Raw genomic sequence first — 18,367 nt, 5'->3', positions numbered from 1 at the left:
TCTATTATGATTACGAGCGTAAAGATAAATAAAAGGGATTTGCTTAAGAGTTCAAATTAATCAAAAGTATCAGGTATACTAAACTTGAATTCACTTCCTTTTCCAACTTCACTCTCTACCCAAATTTCACCATTATGTTTTTCAACAAAATCCTTACACAGCATTAATCCTAATCCTGATCCCGTTTCATCGTTTGTACCTAAAGTATTTTTCCTGTAATTAATAGCAAATAGATTCGTTATTTTTTGAGGAGCAATTCCAATACCATTGTCTTTTATGGAAAATATAGTTTGGTTTTTTTCTTTTTTTATCGAAATCCGAACTTCACCATCAGCTTCCGTAAATTTCAGTGCATTTGTAATCAAGTTCCGGAAAATAGTTTCAAGCATATTTTTATCAGCAACCACATATTGATTACCCACTATTTCAGATCGTAGTGTAATATTTTTACTTTTGGCAATATTAGCCAATAGGCTAATTGTTTTATTAGTTATGGCACTTATTTCTAATTGTACTGGACTAAACTCTAGGCTTCCTGTTTGAGATTTCGCCCAAGTTAACAGGTTTTCTAGAAGTGAGAAAGTGTTTTTTGAGGATTGATGAATCAAATGAATGAATTCATTAGTTTCCTTTGGCTCCAATTGATTGTCTTTTTCCAAAAGCAATTCTGATAAACCAATAATACCATTAAAAGGACCTCTTAAATCGTGAGCAATAATAGAAAAGAATTTGTCTTTATCTTCAAGTAGTTTTTTGATCTGTATTTCTTTTTCTTCTTGTAATAAAAGCAAATAACCCACTCCGCTAATCATCATCATAAGAAACACAATTAAGAATATAATTTTCTGCGTTACATCTACGGAATATAAAGTAGTTGATGTTTTAATAAGTGGGTAAATCATTCTAAAAATTAAGACTACTAATAAAATAATATAATTAAACCCTAGAATTTTTTTGAATAAACTACTGCGCGTCTCTGTTAAAAATCGCAAAGCCGGAATAATTAACAGTAAAAAAATATTTAATGAAGCCAATGAAACAAGAATATTACTTGCCGATTGTATCCAAACAACATAATAAAAACTCAATAAACCTAGTGCAAAAAGAATGGTTTGTATTCGATACGCTTTCTTAGAACTACCCTTAACCAACATTAACATAGCGATAGACTCTAGGTAATAACTGGCAAAAATTAGTGTGTTAGGGATAAGAATAATGATTGCATTGAATGTAACCGTATTTGTTCTTAGAAAAAAAGCCATCCAAGCAAGAGTTTGAAAAATTTTGGAAAATCCAAATACCAATAAGTGTCTTTGGCTATCCTTGCTAAAAAGTGCAAATCGAAAAGTAAAAACAAGCGCAGCCAAAACCAAGTTTCCCCAAAACAACAATCCCATTGTATTGCGAATTTCCAATAGAAATAATTTCGAAAATTGATTAAGGGTTTCCATAATTAGCTACAATCTTTGTTTTTGGCTTATTTGAATTCGTGGTTTTACAAAAATATATCTATTTTAATATAATCCTTACTATTATAGGTAGAAGTTATTGGTTTTTTTTGATGTATATAGCCCCAACTATATATTTATGATATGGTTACCTAAGTTTAATCATTGGAGATGGTTAAATATACTTGGCAAAAAGTTTTCAAATGCATCTTTTAATTTTTCTATTTTATTAGTGTCTAGTTATCGTTTTTTATTATTCTTTAATTCAAGGGCAAATTCTTTGACTTCTTTGGTTTTGTAATCGGTTCCTTTTTTTTTTTAAAAAGCGCTTGTCTTGACCTATAAAACTATACCTAATTAGCATGGCGTACTTTACATCTGTCCAGTCTGCAAATGTATTTGTATTAATGAATATGAAAGTAGTCTATTTGGAATTAAATAGTATCATCTGACTTCCAATTCATTACGGAAATATGTATAATTTATTGGCTATACCGCCCGTTGTTGATAGTTTTTATGCCAAATAAATGTATATTTGTTTCTTGAAAACAGCTTCCGCTTTCTGTACTACGGGCGTAGTTCAAGGGTAGAATAGCGGTCTCCAAAACCGTTGATGGGGGTTCGAATCCCTCCGCCCGTGCAAGTTAAATTTAAATGATAAAGTCTAAGGGTTATACCTTAGACTTTATCATTTAAATTAAAATCATTTTTATTTTTAAGACAAGTTCTGGACAAAAATTAATCAGTAAAGGGCATTCTTCTGATACGTGTTGTGCATAGTAAAAGGTAGAAAAGAAAAGTCGATTTACACCTACTTAATTACCCTTCTGTTAGTTTATTTTGGTCACCAAAGTTTTCAAACGCAAGACACTTTCTTCTTTTTATTGAGCAATTTGTTATGCAAGGCTTTGTTTTTGGTGTTTTTTTCAGGTCCTTTGGCATGGTGTTGAATCTATTATTTAAGTTGTAAAGGTAAATAAACGGATCAATGAGGTTGCATTAAAAATCAATTGACCATTGTTTATGCATTACGTACCGACAAACTAAGTCAAAAGACAATCAATATGTCTATATAAAATATCATGTACTATTTCAATTACTTTTGACTTTAAATATCAGGAAAGTATACAAAACCGCAGTGCCAGAATGATTAATTTCAGCCATGAGCGCCATAAGGAGTTTTAATATTACCACCAACCTCTGATGTTATATTTAACAACGGTGGCTTTTGGTCCGTTGCCATAAGCTACTCCGATGTCTCTATAAGCTTTAATTCTTTCACTTTCTTGAGCTTGCTGTTTTAAAGTATATTTCCATTCACGAGCATCAATTTCTTTCACCCTCGCAGCAATTTTATTAGTAAGCGCTTTGACCTCTCCAAAACATGATGACGATGGATCTACTGTTGCAAGTATTTCGCCAACTTGATAAGCAACTTCTGCAGTTTGATTTGCAGCCCAATAGTTATTTACTTCAGCTAATTTTGATTTACACTCTCTGTCAATTTGTTTTTGATATATTGGTGCAATGGCATCCATACATTTATCATAACAACCTTTGCAAACAGTTGGTACACTGGTAAGTTTATAAATTGCTTCTTCATAATTATTTTGGCTTACCAAAGTTTGTGCTTCTTTGATAATAAAATCGCATTTGGCATTGTAATATTCTATGATTTTTGATTTACCATTTTCGACAAAACTTTGAACACTAGGATTTGTTGGGCTTATATTTTTTAGGGCTGAAATATAGGCTTTGGTTTCATTTTCGCCGACTCCTTTTAAACTTATAGAAGTACTTGAGAATTTAGTCCCTTCTATTCCGTCTCCAATATAAAGGGTTACTTCAAGCCCGAAAGCAGTCATTGGTGGTGCTGTAGGTGTTAGGTCTTTGGAAATAACATTTACATTAGCAGTAATAATAAATCTTTCGATAGAAGCTGCACCACCCATTCCGTTTTGGGTTACAATTTGACTTAATTTATTTGCTAAAATACTACGCGCAGCGTCTGGCATTTTATCAATTTGTTGCGGGACAAAGGTCGCTAAAACTATTCTGGATTCATCATTTACCCCTTTATCGTTTTGTGCAAAAGTGAAACTATAGCATATTGAAAATATGTATATTAGTATTATTTTTTTCATGTTTTTTTTTTAATTTGTTTGATTGGTTATTGACTTTTTCCACCAATTACTATAACTGCTTTACCTGTACCAATGCTATAATTAGAACTTGGGAATTTATATGTTTTTCTTAGGTATTTTTTCAGAGCTGTACCAAAGTCATCAGTTGTATAAGCTGCCCCATCTTCACCTCTTAATGGAATTCTGACTGAAATAAGCTGCATTTTTGTTGCTGTTTTTGTTTGAGGTGTAAAAGCACCGTTTACCGTATTTGCTTTCATCCATTTTTTTATATCATCAGAAAGTTCATCTCCATCTTCATTTATCTCGGAGTTTAGTTTTTTTGGAGCACCGTCATATACTTGAATTTCAACAGATATTTCTCTACCTTTAACAATCATTTCTTCAAAATACGTCATCAATTGTGCGTTAAAATTATCAATATGTGACAAAACTGATGTTTTTAACATTACAGGTAATGTTGCCCCTATTAATTCATTACCAGTTCCATCTGCAGTAGCTTGCGGTTTGTTTGTTCCTGCATCTATGCCCGAAAGTCTAAAGGTTATTGATTTTTTTGGACCTATTGAGTTAATTTTCCAAAACACATATAAAACGATATCTGGTCTGGCGGCACTTAACAGTTTGTCTTTTGGACCTTCTTGAATGCTTGCGCCATCCTCACTAGTTTCAGCGTTTGCTAGTGCATTTCTGTCAGCAATATCTTTTAATGTAGAAGATAGATTGGTTAAAGGATAATTCCTTTCTTTCATTAAACCTTCAATAGTACTAATTACTTGAACTAAATCATCATTCAATAAAGCTCTCGTATAATTTGGTACTTTTGTTTTTGTACCTTGATTATCTACTACATCCATATAATTATTATTTTCCATCCAATCATCAGAAGGGAAAACCATTATTGATGGTTTATTTACAGCTTGGGAAAACAATAATGTTGTTGATAATAATAACATTAATGTTATTAAAGTATTTTTCAAATATTTATTTTTCATTTTATTATTAATTTTTAAGAATTCTATCAGAAATCATTTTTTGTTTAAGTTCAGTTCTTAATACACGGACTTCTATTTCAATAGTCATATTTTTATCGACACTTTTAATAAGAGGTTTTAGTTCTTTTTTTACAGAAATAAAATTTTTATATTCATTTTTGTTTCCGAAAAATCTATCAAAATAAGCTTCGTTCTTTTTTCGTGCATTTATTTCTAAAATTATTGGTGTTGAATAACATTCTGGCTTACCTTCATTAATTCCATGAAAAAGAACATCAATTAAGGCTTTTCTTTTAGCATTTTCGATTGCTTCGGATTTGGTGTTACCACTTCCCCTTGTTATTAAAGATAGAGTACCATCAAATTCAGTCCTGATACATTCTGTTTTGAATGTATAATTACCTGTTGAAGATTTTGAAGAATTGCAACTTAAAAGTGATAGTAATCCAATGGATAAACTACAAATTAGTATTTTATTTAATATCATTTTGATTATTTGCTAATTAGTTAAACCCAGCACCTAGTGCTTTTATAACTCCTGCTTCTTCTAAATCTTTTCTTAGGTTTGCAATGTTGACTGAGATTACAACTCCAATTTTGTATTCTTTACCTACTTTCATTCGGTCTTCAGCTGCTACTGCTCCGTCGTTTGACATTGAAACAAACTTCATATACTTGCCACCATCAGAAAAGAAAGGTTTGAAAAAGTCTTCTTTTTCTACTTCCAAATTTACATTATTGGTTAGTGATTTTTGACCTGGAACAGATTGAGTACCTGTAAAGCCTCTGAATATGATTCCGTGTACGGCGTTTTTCTTGGCTTGTTCAATTGCAACCTCGGGTTTTTTGGAATACGACCATACTTTTATTAGGTAACTTCCTTGTGTACCTGTTTGCACTACTTCAATTTCATACCTCCAAGCTTGGGTATCTTTATTGGCTTTATTATTTTTCTGTGCATTCGTTACTGAAGTAACTGCAATTAACAGCATTAGTGACAAATTTATTTTTTTTAAAATGGTTTTCATATTACGTTGTTTATTTAAGTAAAAAACCATTTCAATTTGAATAAATTGAAATGGTTAGTATATTATTTTAATTGTTTGATTAACATTCCTGATGCAAATTTCTTTCCTCCAGAGAATGTTGTTCTGTCTATTTTTGCAACGTTTTCAGTATCAACTATCTCACCTTCTTCAATGGTGTTATCCCAAACTAAATCTTTATCCACTTTAATAGTACCCATACTTTTATAGGTAACAACACCCGTTTTTGGATCTTGATTTTGCTCAAGAACTTCAAATTTTTCACCACCTTCTAAGCCTTCTTTCTTTCCAATTTTTGCCGTAATAGGTTCTCCAGTATATAGCGGTGTTTTTGTTTTAAACACATCGTATTTTTTTTGAAGTTTTGCATATACTTTATCGATTATTTTTCTAGTAGAGAGTTCAATAACCTGATCTTCAGTTCTCTTTTCAGATAAAGAGAAAGTTACTAATCCAGATGCACTTTCGTCACCAACAAATTCTAGTTTGAATAAATCTGAATTATCAAATGCCAATTTCTTTTTAGGATCAACAGTACCTTTATCCATATAAAGTTCAGTGTAGAAAGCATTTACAGTTGCTTCATCCCAAACTAGTTTGTATAAATAAGAAGTTGCCCAAATAGAAAATCCTTCTTTTGTTTTTTCATATACTGCATCAATACCTTTATTTGCTTTATCTAACAGCATTCCGGGTACACTTTTCAAAGCTACTTCTTTTGCTACATCTCTTACAGCACGTGCTACAGGTTCATTTGCCACAAAATTAAATTTATTAACAACTACAAATGTGTTGTCGATTAAATCGAGACCAGCGGTCTTTAGAAGTGCATTTCCATCAGAAGCAGACATAGCAGCTTTTGATTCAAGAAATGAAGCATTGAAAATACCTCTTTCAGCAATTAATTCATCGTCAAAACTACCGTCTGAATGTCTGTTGTACCATTTAGCTACTACTTTATTGGCTATTTTTTCTTTCGTTAAATACTTTTGAATTCTAAACGGAAGTTCTTTTGAAAGAGAATCAATTTCTATACCTGTTGCACTTGATGCAAAGGCACCAAGTTTTGAAGTTTTATATATTGTTGCTTTTTCTTCAGCCGTTAAGGTATAATTACTAGGATTAAATGATTTTTCCCCAATTTGATGGTCATTATATTTTTCAGGAAAAGGTGCGTTGTTAAATGCGTTAAGCACTACGTCTTTTTTAGGAAATTTATCTGATTCAATAACCATTGTATGCAAAGAACTTCTGCGAAATTTTAAATCTACGGGTTTTTCTTGAGCTTGAATAAATGTCCCCGAGCAAATTATTAGCCCCAATACAAGTAATTGATTTTTCATTTTGTGTTTTCTTTTTAAATTCTAAAGGTTGTCCGTTTTTTAAAGTGGTTTCTGGACTCCACCTTTTTTATTATTTTGGCATATTTGCTTAATGCCATTCATTTTTAAGTATTATTCTTTTTTTAATCTTATATTTTTTGAAAAGATTTTTCATAAAAACGTTTTGTACTTTTCATTAATAATTAATTGTGTTTATGTAATAAAAACTAGATTTATTAGTTTACTAGATTTAGTTTTTTCAAAGTACTACCATTAATTTTCAGATACATTACGGTTTTCCTCATTTGGGCAAAATATTTTTTAATTCAACCCTTTTACTTGATGTGAATATATTTTTAAACTATTCGGTTGCATACAATTTGAGTATCACAATCACTTAATATAAAATAAGATGAAGGTAAATTCCGAAATGGAAAAACGAATTAGGAAATAAGTCAAGATATTATAGTTCTTCTGAAACGAATTTTGGAAATCATTAAAGAAATAAGGATTAAAAACAAGAGAGGTTGCCCATGATGCAGATATGGATGTTGAAAATTCAAGAAAATACATCACGGAGAAACAAGAAGTGAACATTAACACGATGTTGAAAATTGTCCGTTACTTAGATATTATTGAAAATGATTTGTTTGAATAATAACTATCTATCCAATCAGAAACACCTATAAGTTCACTAAAATATATACGTTGTTCTTAACTATCCTATTTATATTTTATTCACTATTTAGTAATTATGAATGAGATTCCTTCTTTATCTGAATTGACAAATTAAACCAAAAAACATTCTCGAAAACGAAATGCCCTAGCCCTGATAGTAGTGGAAATCCTTTTTATCCCGATTTTTTTCGGGATAAAAAGATTGAAACGGATAGCGGGAATAGCTCCTAAAAAAACCTATATAAACTACTATTGTGATGTGACTTGTCCCTAAGGTAAAATTGATTATTTTTGCACCCAATAAAATAGAAAAATGATACAGAATCCGAAAAGATATACCATAACTGCTGCTTTGCCTTATACTAACGGACCCATTCATATTGGGCATTTGGCGGGGGTTTACGTTCCTGCTGATATTTATTCTCGTTATTTGAGAGCGCACGACAAAGATGTTTTGTTTGTGTGTGGAAGCGATGAGCACGGTGTGGCGATTTCGATGAAAGCGAAGAAAGAAGGTATTACCCCTCAGGAAGTGATTGATAAATACGATACGATTATCCGAAAATCATTCGTAGATTTTGGAGTTTCGTTTGACAATTACTCGCGTACTTCGGCACAAATTCATCATGATACGGCTTCGGAATTTTTCAAGAAATTGTACAACCAAGGTGATTTTATTGAGGAAGTTACGGAACAATTATACGATGCAAAAGCTGACCAGTTTTTGGCAGACCGTTTTGTAACAGGAACATGCCCAAAATGTGGCAACGAAGAAGCGTATGGCGACCAATGTGAAAAATGTGGTTCGACCTTGAACGCTACCGATTTGATTAATCCAAAATCGACCATTACAGGAGAAGTTCCAGTGATGAAAGCTACTAAACACTGGTTTTTGCCTTTGGACAGATACGATGCTTTTTTGAGAGAGTGGATTCTGGAAGGACATAAAAACGACTGGAAACCGAATGTTTACGGTCAAGTAAAATCTTGGATTGACGGTGGTCTTGAGCCTCGTGCCGTGACGCGTGACTTGGACTGGGGAATTGACGTTCCGCTTCCTGGCGCCGAAGGTAAAAAATTATATGTATGGTTTGATGCTCCTATTGGATACATCTCGGCATCCAAAGAATGGGCTTTGCGCGAAGGAAAAGATTGGGAACCGTATTGGAAAGACCAAGACACGAAGTTGGTTCACTTTATAGGGAAAGACAATATTGTTTTTCACTGTGTGATTTTCCCAGCGATGTTGAAAGCGGAAGGAAGTTATATTTTGCCCGATAACGTACCTGCAAATGAGTTCTTGAACTTGGAAGGAAACAAATTATCAACATCTAAAAACTGGGCAGTTTGGTTGCATGAATACTTGGAAGAATTTCCGGGTCAGCAAGATGTTTTGCGTTACTCATTGACCTCAAACGCTCCAGAAACTAAGGACAACGACTTTACTTGGAAGGATTTTCAAGCTAGAAATAACAATGAATTGGTGGCTATTTTTGGAAACTTCATCAACCGTGTGGTGGTGTTGACTAATAAATATTATAATGGAATAGTTCCAGCACCAAACGAATTGAGCGAAGTGGACGAACAAACATTAGCGGAATTGAAAGCGTATCCTGCTGTGATTTCGAGTTCAATTGAGCGTTACCGTTTTAGAGAAGCTTTGGGCGAATTGATGAATGTTGCTCGTTTGGGTAATAAATATTTGGCTGACGAAGAGCCTTGGAAAGTAATCAAAGACAATCCAGAACGTGTGCAAACACAAATGTATGTTGCCTTGCAGATTTCGGCAGCATTGAGTACACTTTGTGAGCCATTCTTGCCGTTTACCTCTGAGAAATTGAAACGCATATTGAATATAACAGCAACAGACGCTCCTATAACTTGGGATACGATTTCGGAATCTTCAGATTTATTGGCAGCTGGACACCAAATAGGACAAGCAGAATTGCTTTTTGCAAAAATAGAAGACGAAGAAATTCAAAAACAAATAGATAAATTGGAAGCTACAAAAACCGCCAACATCGCAGAGAACAAAAAAGCAGAACCACAAAAAGAAACGATTCAGTTTGAGGATTTCGCCAAAATGGATATTCGCGTGGGTACCATTCTAGAAGCTGAGAAAATGCCAAAGGCAAACAAACTTTTGGTTTTGAAAGTAGATACTGGAATTGACGTTCGCACTATTGTTTCGGGAATTGCCGAAAGTTTCAAACCAGAAGACATCATCGGAAAACGTGTGAGTGTTTTGGTAAATTTAGCACCAAGAGCGTTGCGTGGTGTAGAAAGTCAAGGTATGATTTTGATGGCTACAAATGCCGAAGGGAAATTGGTATTTATTAATCCAGACGCAGAGGGAGTTCCTAATGGAGATATGATTAGTTAAGAATATAAAAGGTAATTTATATCCGTAGAGACGTTGCACTGCAACGTCTCTTTTTTTTTAACCACAACGTTTCTCTTTTCAACCGCAACCTTTATAATTTCAACCAAAACGTAATTTCTTTTCACCCTTAACTTCTTTTTATTTAAACGCAAAATATTTTATCGTTTAACCACAAAAATTTTATAACCAATATGATTCTTTTTTTGTAATGCATTTGTCTTTGACATATTTATTATATTCGTCATTGCTAACGTCCACAATCAAGTGACGTTGCAGTGCAACGTCTCTACCGCAAACGATACTACAATGTCTGAAAAATTCCAAAATAAATATCGCATCTCCTCCAGCCGTTTAAAAAATTGGGATTACGGAAAAAATGGTGCTTATTTCATAACCATTTGTACTGGAAACCGAGAACATTTTTTTGGCGAAATTGTATCCGTAAATAATAATAACGAAATGCTATTTACCGAAATTGGCCAATTGGCGAATCGATTTTGGTTAGACATTCCCAAACATTTTCCGTTTGTGGAATTAGGAAATTTTCAGATAATGCCCAATCATATTCATGGAATATTGATTATTGATAAAAAAGATAATATGGAGGCGTTGCGTGTAGAGACGTTGCGTGTAGAGACGTTGCGTGTAGAGACGTTGCGTGTAGAGACGTTGCAATGCAACGTCTCTACCGAAAACGGTAATAAAGACGAACAAATGGCTATGATTTCACCAAAATCAGGTTCAATTTCAACCATTATACGTTCTTACAAATCGGTAGTAACCAAAAACAGTCATTATATTCATGTTGATTTTAAATGGCAAGAACGTTTTCACGATAATATTATTCGCGATTCGGATTCGTTTGAACGAATTCAAAGTTACATCGAAAACAATGTGGCAAATTGGAAAGAAGATCGATTTTTCAATTGAAAAATAGAAATCAAATGTTTTTAAAACCACAAAGAAATATCTTGTTAAGCAAAACAATCTTTCTTGAACTAACTTAATGATAAAAAGACTAGTCATATCTCAAATTTTCACTTTACAATTACAGTGAAATTTGTTTTAAATAAACCAAAAAATGACCAATACCAAACCAAAAATAGCTTTAACGATAGGAATACTATGTATCTCTATCTTTCCTATTTTGGTACGTTTGCAATTGACAGGCGGATTGATTTCGGCATTTTATCGAATGTTTATTGCGGCTATTTTGCTACTTCCTTATATTATAGTCACTAAAAAGTTCCAACTTCCGAACTGCAAGATTTTAATATTAGCAATTATTTCGGGAATTGTGTTTGCGACAGATATTGCGATTTGGAATGTTGCTATTCAACAATCATCGGCAACTCAAGCTACTTTATTGGCAAACTTATCTCCTGTTTGGGTGGGCTTGGGTTCTTTTTTATTTTTGAAAAAAAAACCGGCTACTAATTTTTGGATTGGAACACTAGTCGCACTTTTGGGGATGGTAATGTTAGTTGGTTTTGAGGTATTTACAAATCTCAACTTTGACTTGGCTTTTACATTAGCTTTGTTATCAGGTATGCTTTACGCTACCTATATATTAATGAGTAAAGATATTTTGTCGAAAATAGAAGTACTTTCCTTTATGACTATCGTTCTGGTGTCATCAAGTATATTTTTAGGACTAATTTGTTTGCTTACTGAAGAATCATTTACAGGGTTTACCAATGAAGCTTGGATTGTTTTGTTTGTTCAAGGAGCCATTTGTCAATTGACTGCTTGGTTATTAATAAGTTATGCGACTCAACATTTGCGAGCTACTAGAGTTTCATTGAGTTTATTGGGACAAGCAGTGCTAGCCACATTTTTGGCTTGGTTATTTTTAGACGAAAAGATGGGTTGGTTTAGGATAATTGGCGCTGTTTTTCTACTTTTAGGAATACGAATTACTTTTTATGCTAAAACTATTTCGTTTCAAAATTTAAAACCCAAACCATGAACTTGAAAGTAATTGCTTTTGATGCCGACGACACTTTATTTATAAACGAAACCTATTTTGCCGAAACCGAGGAGAAATTCTGTGCCTTGATGGGCGACTACCTTTCGCATCAAGGTATTTCACAACAATTGTTTCGTATTGAAATTGACAACTTGCAAAGATACGGCTACGGAATCAAAGGTTATATTCTATCCATGATTGAAGCCGCCATGACGATTTCAAATAATACCATCCCTATTGAGGCAATTGAAAAAATCATCCAATATGGAAAAGACCTATTTGACAAACCCATTGTATTATTAGACGGTGTTGAAGAAACACTAGAAGCTTTATACGGAAAATACAAATTAGTAGTCGCGACTAAAGGTGATTTATTAGATCAACGCAGAAAATTACACAATTCGGGACTTGGTAAATATTTTCATCATATTGAAGTGATGTCAGATAAACAACAGATTGATTACTTAGATTTATTGAAAAGATTGGAAGTAAAACCAGAAGAGTTTTTGATGATAGGCAATTCTTTAAAATCAGATGTATTGCCTGTACTTGAAATTGGAGGTCATGCTGTACATATTCCTTTCCATACTACTTGGGAACATGAGCGAATAGACCATAAAATTATACATAGCAACTTCAAAAGTATCAAAAAGATCGATGAGATTTTAAAAACAATAAGATAAAACTTATATTTAAATAATGGTTTTTGAAATAAAAGTCAAAAAATATTACTTCCCGTTCTAAAAGAACAATCTTACATAAAATTAGAAATACATAAAATTACGATCAATAAATTCAAAAACTCATAATTCAAACCTTAAAATATTAAGTCATTAATAATAAAATAGGAATTATATTGATAATTATATGTTTAAAAATTTGAACTTTTAACATTTAACAGGAATTAAACAAAATTTAAATGTAATTTTGAAACTTTATTTTTAAAAAAATTAACTATTTTTATCAAAAAATTCAATTTTATGAAAAGACTTATAATTACATTAGCATTTGCAACTGCTGTATCAACAGTAAGCGCACAAAATGAGAAAAGCACCAAACCTGTAAACGAATCATTTAACAAATGGTCTGTCGAATTAGCTGGAGGCTTCAACAAACCTGTAAACAATATTGCTCCTGGTTACTCTTTCAGCCTAATTAGTCCTTATACAATCGATTTAGGGGTAAGATATATGATCAACAACAAATTTGGTATCAAAGCTGATCTTGGTTACAATCATCTTACAGAAAAAAAAGGTACAGCTTCTATTAACTCCACTTATTATAGAGGAGATATTCAAGGAGTTGCTAACTTGGGTAGAATCATGGACTTTCAAACTTGGACAAACACCATTGGACTTTTAGCACATGCAGGTGCAGGTGTTGGTCAGATTAGAGGTGGTAGTGTAAAAGATTTATCTGTAAACGTTATGGCTGGTTTAACAGCACAAGTAAAACTATCAAACCATTTTGCTTTAACAGGAGACATTAGCACAATTTTAAACGCAAAACAAGAATATACATTTGATTCTCAAGGTGCATCCTTTACAAATGGTTTTAAATCAACATTACTTAACGGTACTGTAGGTATAACTTACTATATTGGTAAAAACGAAAAACATGCTGACTGGGTAGTCCTTAAAGACGAAAGTGTTTTAAGTCTAGAACAAAGAGTTGACGAACTTGAAGCATTGAATAACGACACAGACAGAGACGGAGTACTTGATTACTTAGACGCTGAACCTAACACAATGTCTGGTGCAATGGTAGACTCTAAAGGTCGTGCTATTGACTTGAACAAAAATGGAATTCCAGATGAAATCGAAAAGTATATTGACACTAAATACAAAACTTCAAATAATACTACTTCAGTAGATCCTGAAACTATCAAAAATTTGGTAAACGGTGGTTATGTGAGTGTGTTTTTTGACTTCAACAAAACAACTCCTACATCTGAATCTACAGATGCTCTTTCTTATGTTGTTAATTATTTAAAAAACAACCCTTCTTCTTCAGTTGATATTATTGGTCACGCTGACGAAATTGGAGGAGCTCAATACAACAACAAATTGTCTGCTGCTAGAGCAAACAACGTTAAAGAAACGCTGTTAAAATCTAACATTGCTGCTTCAAGATTAAATGTAGTTGCTGCAGGTGAAGATTCTTCAGTTGATAAATCTTCTGATGCTGCTAGACAATTAGTAAGAAGAGTTACTTTCAAAATAAAATAATCTTTTTATCATACATACTTAAAGCTCCAAAGAAATTCTTTGGAGCTTTTTTTTTGCTCTATATTGAAGCAAATTACCTCCTAAATCTAAATCTTACTTATCGTTTTTTTGTAACTTTACAAGAAACACTTTACTATGCTATCCAAAAAAATTGAAACTGCACTGAACAAACAGGTTCGAATTGAAGCTGAATCTTCACAAATCTATCTTTCAATGGCATCATGGGCAGAGACTCATGGATTAGAAGGGATTTCTAAATTCATGTATACTCAATCAGACGAAGAACGCATGCGCATATGCTCAAGATTGTAAAATACATTAATGAAAGAGGAGGTCATGCTCAAGTCTCAGAATTAAATGCTCCTAAGACAACTTATGTTACTTTCCAAGAAATGTTTGAAGAACTATACAAACATGAAGTCTTTGTATCTGAATCTATTAACGAATTGGTACATCTTAGTTTTTTAGAAAAAGACTACGCTACTCACAACTTCCTACAATGGTACGTAGCGGAACAAGTAGAAGAAGAATCTCAAGCTAAAACTATCTTAGATAAAATCAACCTTATAGGTGATGACAAGGGTCGCTTGTATTTGTTTGACAGAGACATTCAACAACTAACAACTAATGGCTCCAATACGTAACCATTGGTCTTTATTTAAAACTCCTGTCAGCAACGATTCACCTCTTTTTGATTATTAAATTTATACAAATTGGGAAAGAAAGACAAAGAGAAAGAAAAGAAAAAAGGTAAAAAAAAACTCCTTGATAACGGCAAAAAACAAAAAGACCGTAAGGAAGAATGTTGTGAAAAATATAAAAAAGGAGAAGACAATCGCTGTAAGAAATGCCCTAGATTTGACTTAGAATAACAAATCCCAGTTAACAATATACATATGTTAACTGGGATTTGTTATTAAAACAGTATTCTATAAAACTCAAAACCGATTCATAAATTCTACTAAATTTTCATCCTTATCAAGATTCAGTTTTTTTCGTAGACGGTACCGTGACGTAAAAACACTTTCAGCAGAAATACCAAGTAAGGTTGCCATTTCTTTACTCGAGAAATTTAGTTTAATTAAGGAGCATATTTTTTGATCTGTTGTTCCCAAATCAGGGAACTCAGCATTTAATTTTTGGTAAAAACTTTGATTAATACTGGTAAAACGGGTGTCAAATTCTTTCCAGTTGGCTAATGAACTTCCTCTCACGGACTTCAACATACTTTGAATAGTATCGACATCCATTACTTTTTTATTTTGTGAAATTTTTTCATTTAAACTGGATAAAAACTCTTCTTTTTCTATCAATTGTAATGTGGAAACAGTAAGCTCTCTATTTTTTAATTCCAATTCATCTTTTTGTCGTTGATTCAGACATTGCTTTTCTAGTCGATGCTTTAGACGAAGTTTTCGAACAAATAAATAACTAAAAATAATTACCACAATTAGGAAGATTACTAAAACAGTTAGTTTTAAAAAACCAATTCGTTCCTCATTTTCAAATTCCTTTAAACGAAGTTCCTTTTCTCTCTTTTGTTGACTTTCAATTGTCAGTCTATAATTATCTTTAATATTCAGTAGCTCTTGATTACTTTTACTTTTACTTCCAAAAATTTCATCATTGAAATTTTTAGATGTTTTCATGTATTCAAACGCTTTTTTATACTGATTGGTTTTTGAATACAATTCAGCCAAAGCATCATAATTCATCAATTTATAATTCGCATGACTTTTAAATTTTTCAGCAGCCTCTAATGATTCCAAAAAAGCATCTTCACCCTTTTGAAACTCTCCTAACTGTAGATGAACATATCCCAAAAGATAATTAACGACTATTATATAAGGATCATTTTGGGTTTTAAGTTTTGCTTTTTCAGCAAGAAGAATTTCAAAACCTTTACCATATTCTCCTTTTTGAGACAACAAAAAACCTCGTTCTATATTAACATAATAACTTTTATTATTATTTTTAGAATGAAAATGCATTGAACTATCAAGATACTTTTGAGCTATATCATATTTACCATTAGTACGGTAAAAATTAACAAAAGCAAAATAATCACTTAAAATATAGCCTGTAGGTATTTTTTTTGTTTGATATAGTACTTTATCACTTTTTAACGCTAAGTTGAAATACTTTAAAGTAATAGAATCTCTTTTGAAAAAGCTGTATAAAAAGCCTAGTCTATAATAGACTCGACCAGACCAAATTTTGGATTCTATTTTTTTGGCCAATAATAAAGCTTTCCAATAGGTATCATAAGCTTTACTATAATTAACATTATGCGCATGTACATCAGCGATAACAATCAAGCCTTTTATGGCGCTTATAGTATCTTTCTTTTCTAAAGCTAATTCATAACTTTTTTGAAAAAACAAAACAGCCTTCTCAGGACGAACCAACCTTAGCGCTTCTCCTTTTTTATATAACTGATCATCATTGTCCATTTTCTGACCTCTTAATGAGATAAAAAACAACAAAGTAATCAAACTGTAGTACATAGTTAAACGCATAACAAACTGCTCAGAAATAAGAAATAAATGATTCAAATATACAAACTTATCAGTCAAAGTATATCTTAAACCCTTTTTTACGGTTGCATTTAAAATTCTCCAATAAAAGCAATTTCAATTTTCTGAATAACGCATATAATAAACACTAAATCAAAAAAACAGAAATAAGAATCTTCAATATTCAAAATTCTACTTAAATACTCATTTTATTAAGCCTTGTCTAGTTCATATCTGTTTTTTTTCTGCAAATAAAGTGGCTTGTTCATGATTTGTCTATGTAGTTTTTACTGTACATCCAAAGCTTATAATTAAATTTGAGGATTGATTTTTAAAATCTACAATTCACACCTAACCAAATATTACAGAATGAATAAATCAAAAAAAATATTCTTTTTAAAGAAGTCTATATTCCTGTTTCTAATTTTATTTACGGTAAATAGCTATTCGCAGACTAATACTTCTGGCTTTCCTTTTATGTTACCAAAAGAAAAACCAAATAGAAAACTTAGTTTGGCTATGGAAAGGCTGTATGACAATTATCCTGCTCCAAAGCCTGAAGACAATGAACTTTTTTCACAGTTCAAATACACCGAAATAAAAGGCTTTGATTATAATAATCATGACGGAAAAATTAGCCGACGCGATCCTTCAAAGATAATTTTTCATAACGGAAAATATTATGTTTGGTACACCTACAGAAATACAGCAACTCCTCCTCAAGGAGCCGACAAAAGTAGTGAAACCATTCCGTCATCGGATTGGGATTTAGCCGAAATTTGGTATGCCACTAGCAGTGATGGATTTAACTGGAAGGAAATTGGCGTTGCAGTCAAAAGACCACAAAAACCTTTTATAGGTTGGCGAGCCGTTACTACTCCTGATATTCTTGTTTGGAAAGGAAAATTTTATTTATACTACCAAGGATTTATGGAAGCCAGTGGAAAAAGAGGGGATGACTGCCCTGTTGCGGTTTCATACTCTGATTCCCCAGATGGGCCTTGGGTAGCACACAACAAAATTGTAATTCCAAACGGAGCTAAAAACGAATGGGATCAGTTTTCTATTCATGATCCATATCCGTTAGTGTATAAAGGTAAAATTTACTTATACTATAAGTCAGATACCGGAATTGCTCCTCATTGGGTTCGAATGCAAGGTTTGGCAACAGCCGAAAATCCTTTAGGACCTTTTACTAAAAACGTATTAAATCCAGTAATTTCTTCTGGCCATGAAACCTCTTTATTTCCTTTTAAAAACGGAATTGCAGCTTTGGTCTATAAAGATGGAAACGAACACAACACAGTCCAGTTTGCTGAAGATGGTGTAAATTTCAACATTGCTGCTATTACCGAATTGATGCCCTATGCCGCAGCACCATTTGTACCAGATGCTTTTACAGACACTAAAGACGGAAGAGGAATCAGTTGGGGCTTATCTCATTTTATCAATCAAGGGGAAAAAGGCAAAAACCATTCTATTATGGTGCGTTTTGATTGCGATTTGAGTCAAGACTTGAATGACCCAGAAATGAAAGAACACCGAGTAAATCATGCTGTTGACGTTTATCTCAAGCAAGGCCTTAGCAACAAACAAAAACAACGCATCCAACAAGAAAATAAAACCCAATAAATTAAC

14 protein-coding genes, 1 tRNA gene and 1 pseudogene are annotated in these 18,367 nt (G+C 32.6%); 9 read left to right on the top strand and 7 right to left on the bottom strand.

From position 1 onward, the window contains the following. Nucleotides 1-56: 56 nt before the first annotated feature. Nucleotides 57-1,451, bottom strand: a complete 1,395-nt coding sequence (locus ABZP37_RS04635) for a HAMP domain-containing sensor histidine kinase (protein WP_366186021.1) — start codon at nucleotides 1,449-1,451, stop codon at nucleotides 57-59. A gap of 566 nt (nucleotides 1,452-2,017) precedes the next feature. Here ABZP37_RS04635 and ABZP37_RS04630 point away from each other — a divergent pair. Beyond that, a tRNA-Trp gene (locus ABZP37_RS04630) sits at nucleotides 2,018-2,088 on the top strand. Between the two features lie 547 nt (nucleotides 2,089-2,635). On the opposite strand, the gene ABZP37_RS04625 is transcribed toward ABZP37_RS04630, so the two are convergent. From ABZP37_RS04625 to ABZP37_RS04605, 5 genes are all read right to left on the bottom strand, one after another. Then, nucleotides 2,636-3,592, bottom strand: a complete 957-nt coding sequence (locus tag ABZP37_RS04625; protein ID WP_366186019.1) for a hypothetical protein — start codon at nucleotides 3,590-3,592, stop codon at nucleotides 2,636-2,638. A gap of 26 nt (nucleotides 3,593-3,618) precedes the next feature. After that, entirely contained in the window at nucleotides 3,619-4,587 is a 969-nt protein-coding gene (locus ABZP37_RS04620; RefSeq protein ID WP_366186017.1) for a DUF6175 family protein, read from the bottom strand. A 7-nt stretch (nucleotides 4,588-4,594) separates the two neighbouring features. Then, nucleotides 4,595-5,074 (bottom strand): hypothetical protein, encoded by a 480-nt coding sequence (locus tag ABZP37_RS04615; protein WP_366186015.1) that lies wholly within the window; start codon nucleotides 5,072-5,074, stop codon nucleotides 4,595-4,597. 16 nt (nucleotides 5,075-5,090) lie between these two features. Beyond that, nucleotides 5,091-5,615 (bottom strand): hypothetical protein, encoded by a 525-nt coding sequence (locus ABZP37_RS04610; RefSeq protein WP_366186013.1) that lies wholly within the window; start codon nucleotides 5,613-5,615, stop codon nucleotides 5,091-5,093. A gap of 62 nt (nucleotides 5,616-5,677) precedes the next feature. Continuing rightward, nucleotides 5,678-6,976 (bottom strand): hypothetical protein, encoded by a 1,299-nt coding sequence (locus ABZP37_RS04605; RefSeq protein WP_366186012.1) that lies wholly within the window; start codon nucleotides 6,974-6,976, stop codon nucleotides 5,678-5,680. Nucleotides 6,977-7,946: 970 nt separating this feature from the next. Here ABZP37_RS04605 and metG point away from each other — a divergent pair. The 7 genes and pseudogenes from metG to ABZP37_RS04570 all read left to right on the top strand — a co-directional run bounded on the left by metG (nucleotide 7,947) and on the right by ABZP37_RS04570 (nucleotide 15,085). Then, nucleotides 7,947-10,016: a methionine--tRNA ligase gene (gene metG, locus ABZP37_RS04600; RefSeq protein ID WP_366186010.1), complete on the top strand. Its 2,070-nt coding sequence runs from the start codon at nucleotides 7,947-7,949 to the stop codon at nucleotides 10,014-10,016. A gap of 306 nt (nucleotides 10,017-10,322) precedes the next feature. Further along, nucleotides 10,323-10,946, top strand: coding sequence for a transposase (locus ABZP37_RS04595; RefSeq protein ID WP_366186008.1), 624 nt, complete (start codon nucleotides 10,323-10,325; stop codon nucleotides 10,944-10,946). A 151-nt stretch (nucleotides 10,947-11,097) separates the two neighbouring features. Further along, nucleotides 11,098-11,985: a DMT family transporter gene (locus ABZP37_RS04590; RefSeq protein ID WP_366186006.1), complete on the top strand. Its 888-nt coding sequence runs from the start codon at nucleotides 11,098-11,100 to the stop codon at nucleotides 11,983-11,985. Beyond that, nucleotides 11,982-12,668 carry an HAD family hydrolase gene (locus ABZP37_RS04585; RefSeq protein ID WP_366186005.1) on the top strand — a complete coding sequence of 229 codons (687 nt, stop codon included), beginning with the start codon at nucleotides 11,982-11,984 and terminating at the stop codon, nucleotides 12,666-12,668. Before ABZP37_RS04590 ends, ABZP37_RS04585 begins: the two co-directional genes overlap by 4 nt. A gap of 297 nt (nucleotides 12,669-12,965) precedes the next feature. Continuing rightward, entirely contained in the window at nucleotides 12,966-14,213 is a 1,248-nt protein-coding gene (locus tag ABZP37_RS04580; RefSeq protein ID WP_366186003.1) for an OmpA family protein, read from the top strand. A gap of 135 nt (nucleotides 14,214-14,348) precedes the next feature. After that, nucleotides 14,349-14,857, top strand: a pseudogene (locus ABZP37_RS04575) (ferritin). A gap of 69 nt (nucleotides 14,858-14,926) precedes the next feature. Next, nucleotides 14,927-15,085 (top strand): hypothetical protein, encoded by a 159-nt coding sequence (locus tag ABZP37_RS04570; RefSeq protein WP_366186001.1) that lies wholly within the window; start codon nucleotides 14,927-14,929, stop codon nucleotides 15,083-15,085. Between the two features lie 66 nt (nucleotides 15,086-15,151). Here ABZP37_RS04570 and ABZP37_RS04565 read toward each other — a convergent pair whose 3' ends face one another. Next, nucleotides 15,152-16,768 carry a tetratricopeptide repeat protein gene (locus ABZP37_RS04565; RefSeq protein WP_366186000.1) on the bottom strand — a complete coding sequence of 539 codons (1,617 nt, stop codon included), beginning with the start codon at nucleotides 16,766-16,768 and terminating at the stop codon, nucleotides 15,152-15,154. 330 nt (nucleotides 16,769-17,098) lie between these two features. Here ABZP37_RS04565 and ABZP37_RS04560 point away from each other — a divergent pair, with 330 nt between their 5' ends. After that, nucleotides 17,099-18,361 carry a family 43 glycosylhydrolase gene (locus ABZP37_RS04560; RefSeq protein WP_366185998.1) on the top strand — a complete coding sequence of 421 codons (1,263 nt, stop codon included), beginning with the start codon at nucleotides 17,099-17,101 and terminating at the stop codon, nucleotides 18,359-18,361. Nucleotides 18,362-18,367 lie beyond the last annotated feature (6 nt).

Origin of the sequence: Flavobacterium ovatum, from assembly GCF_040703125.1 — a bacterium.
Classification (GTDB): Bacteria; Bacteroidota; Bacteroidia; order Flavobacteriales; family Flavobacteriaceae; genus Flavobacterium; species Flavobacterium ovatum.
This window is presented reverse-complemented; position numbering and strand designations above follow the sequence as displayed.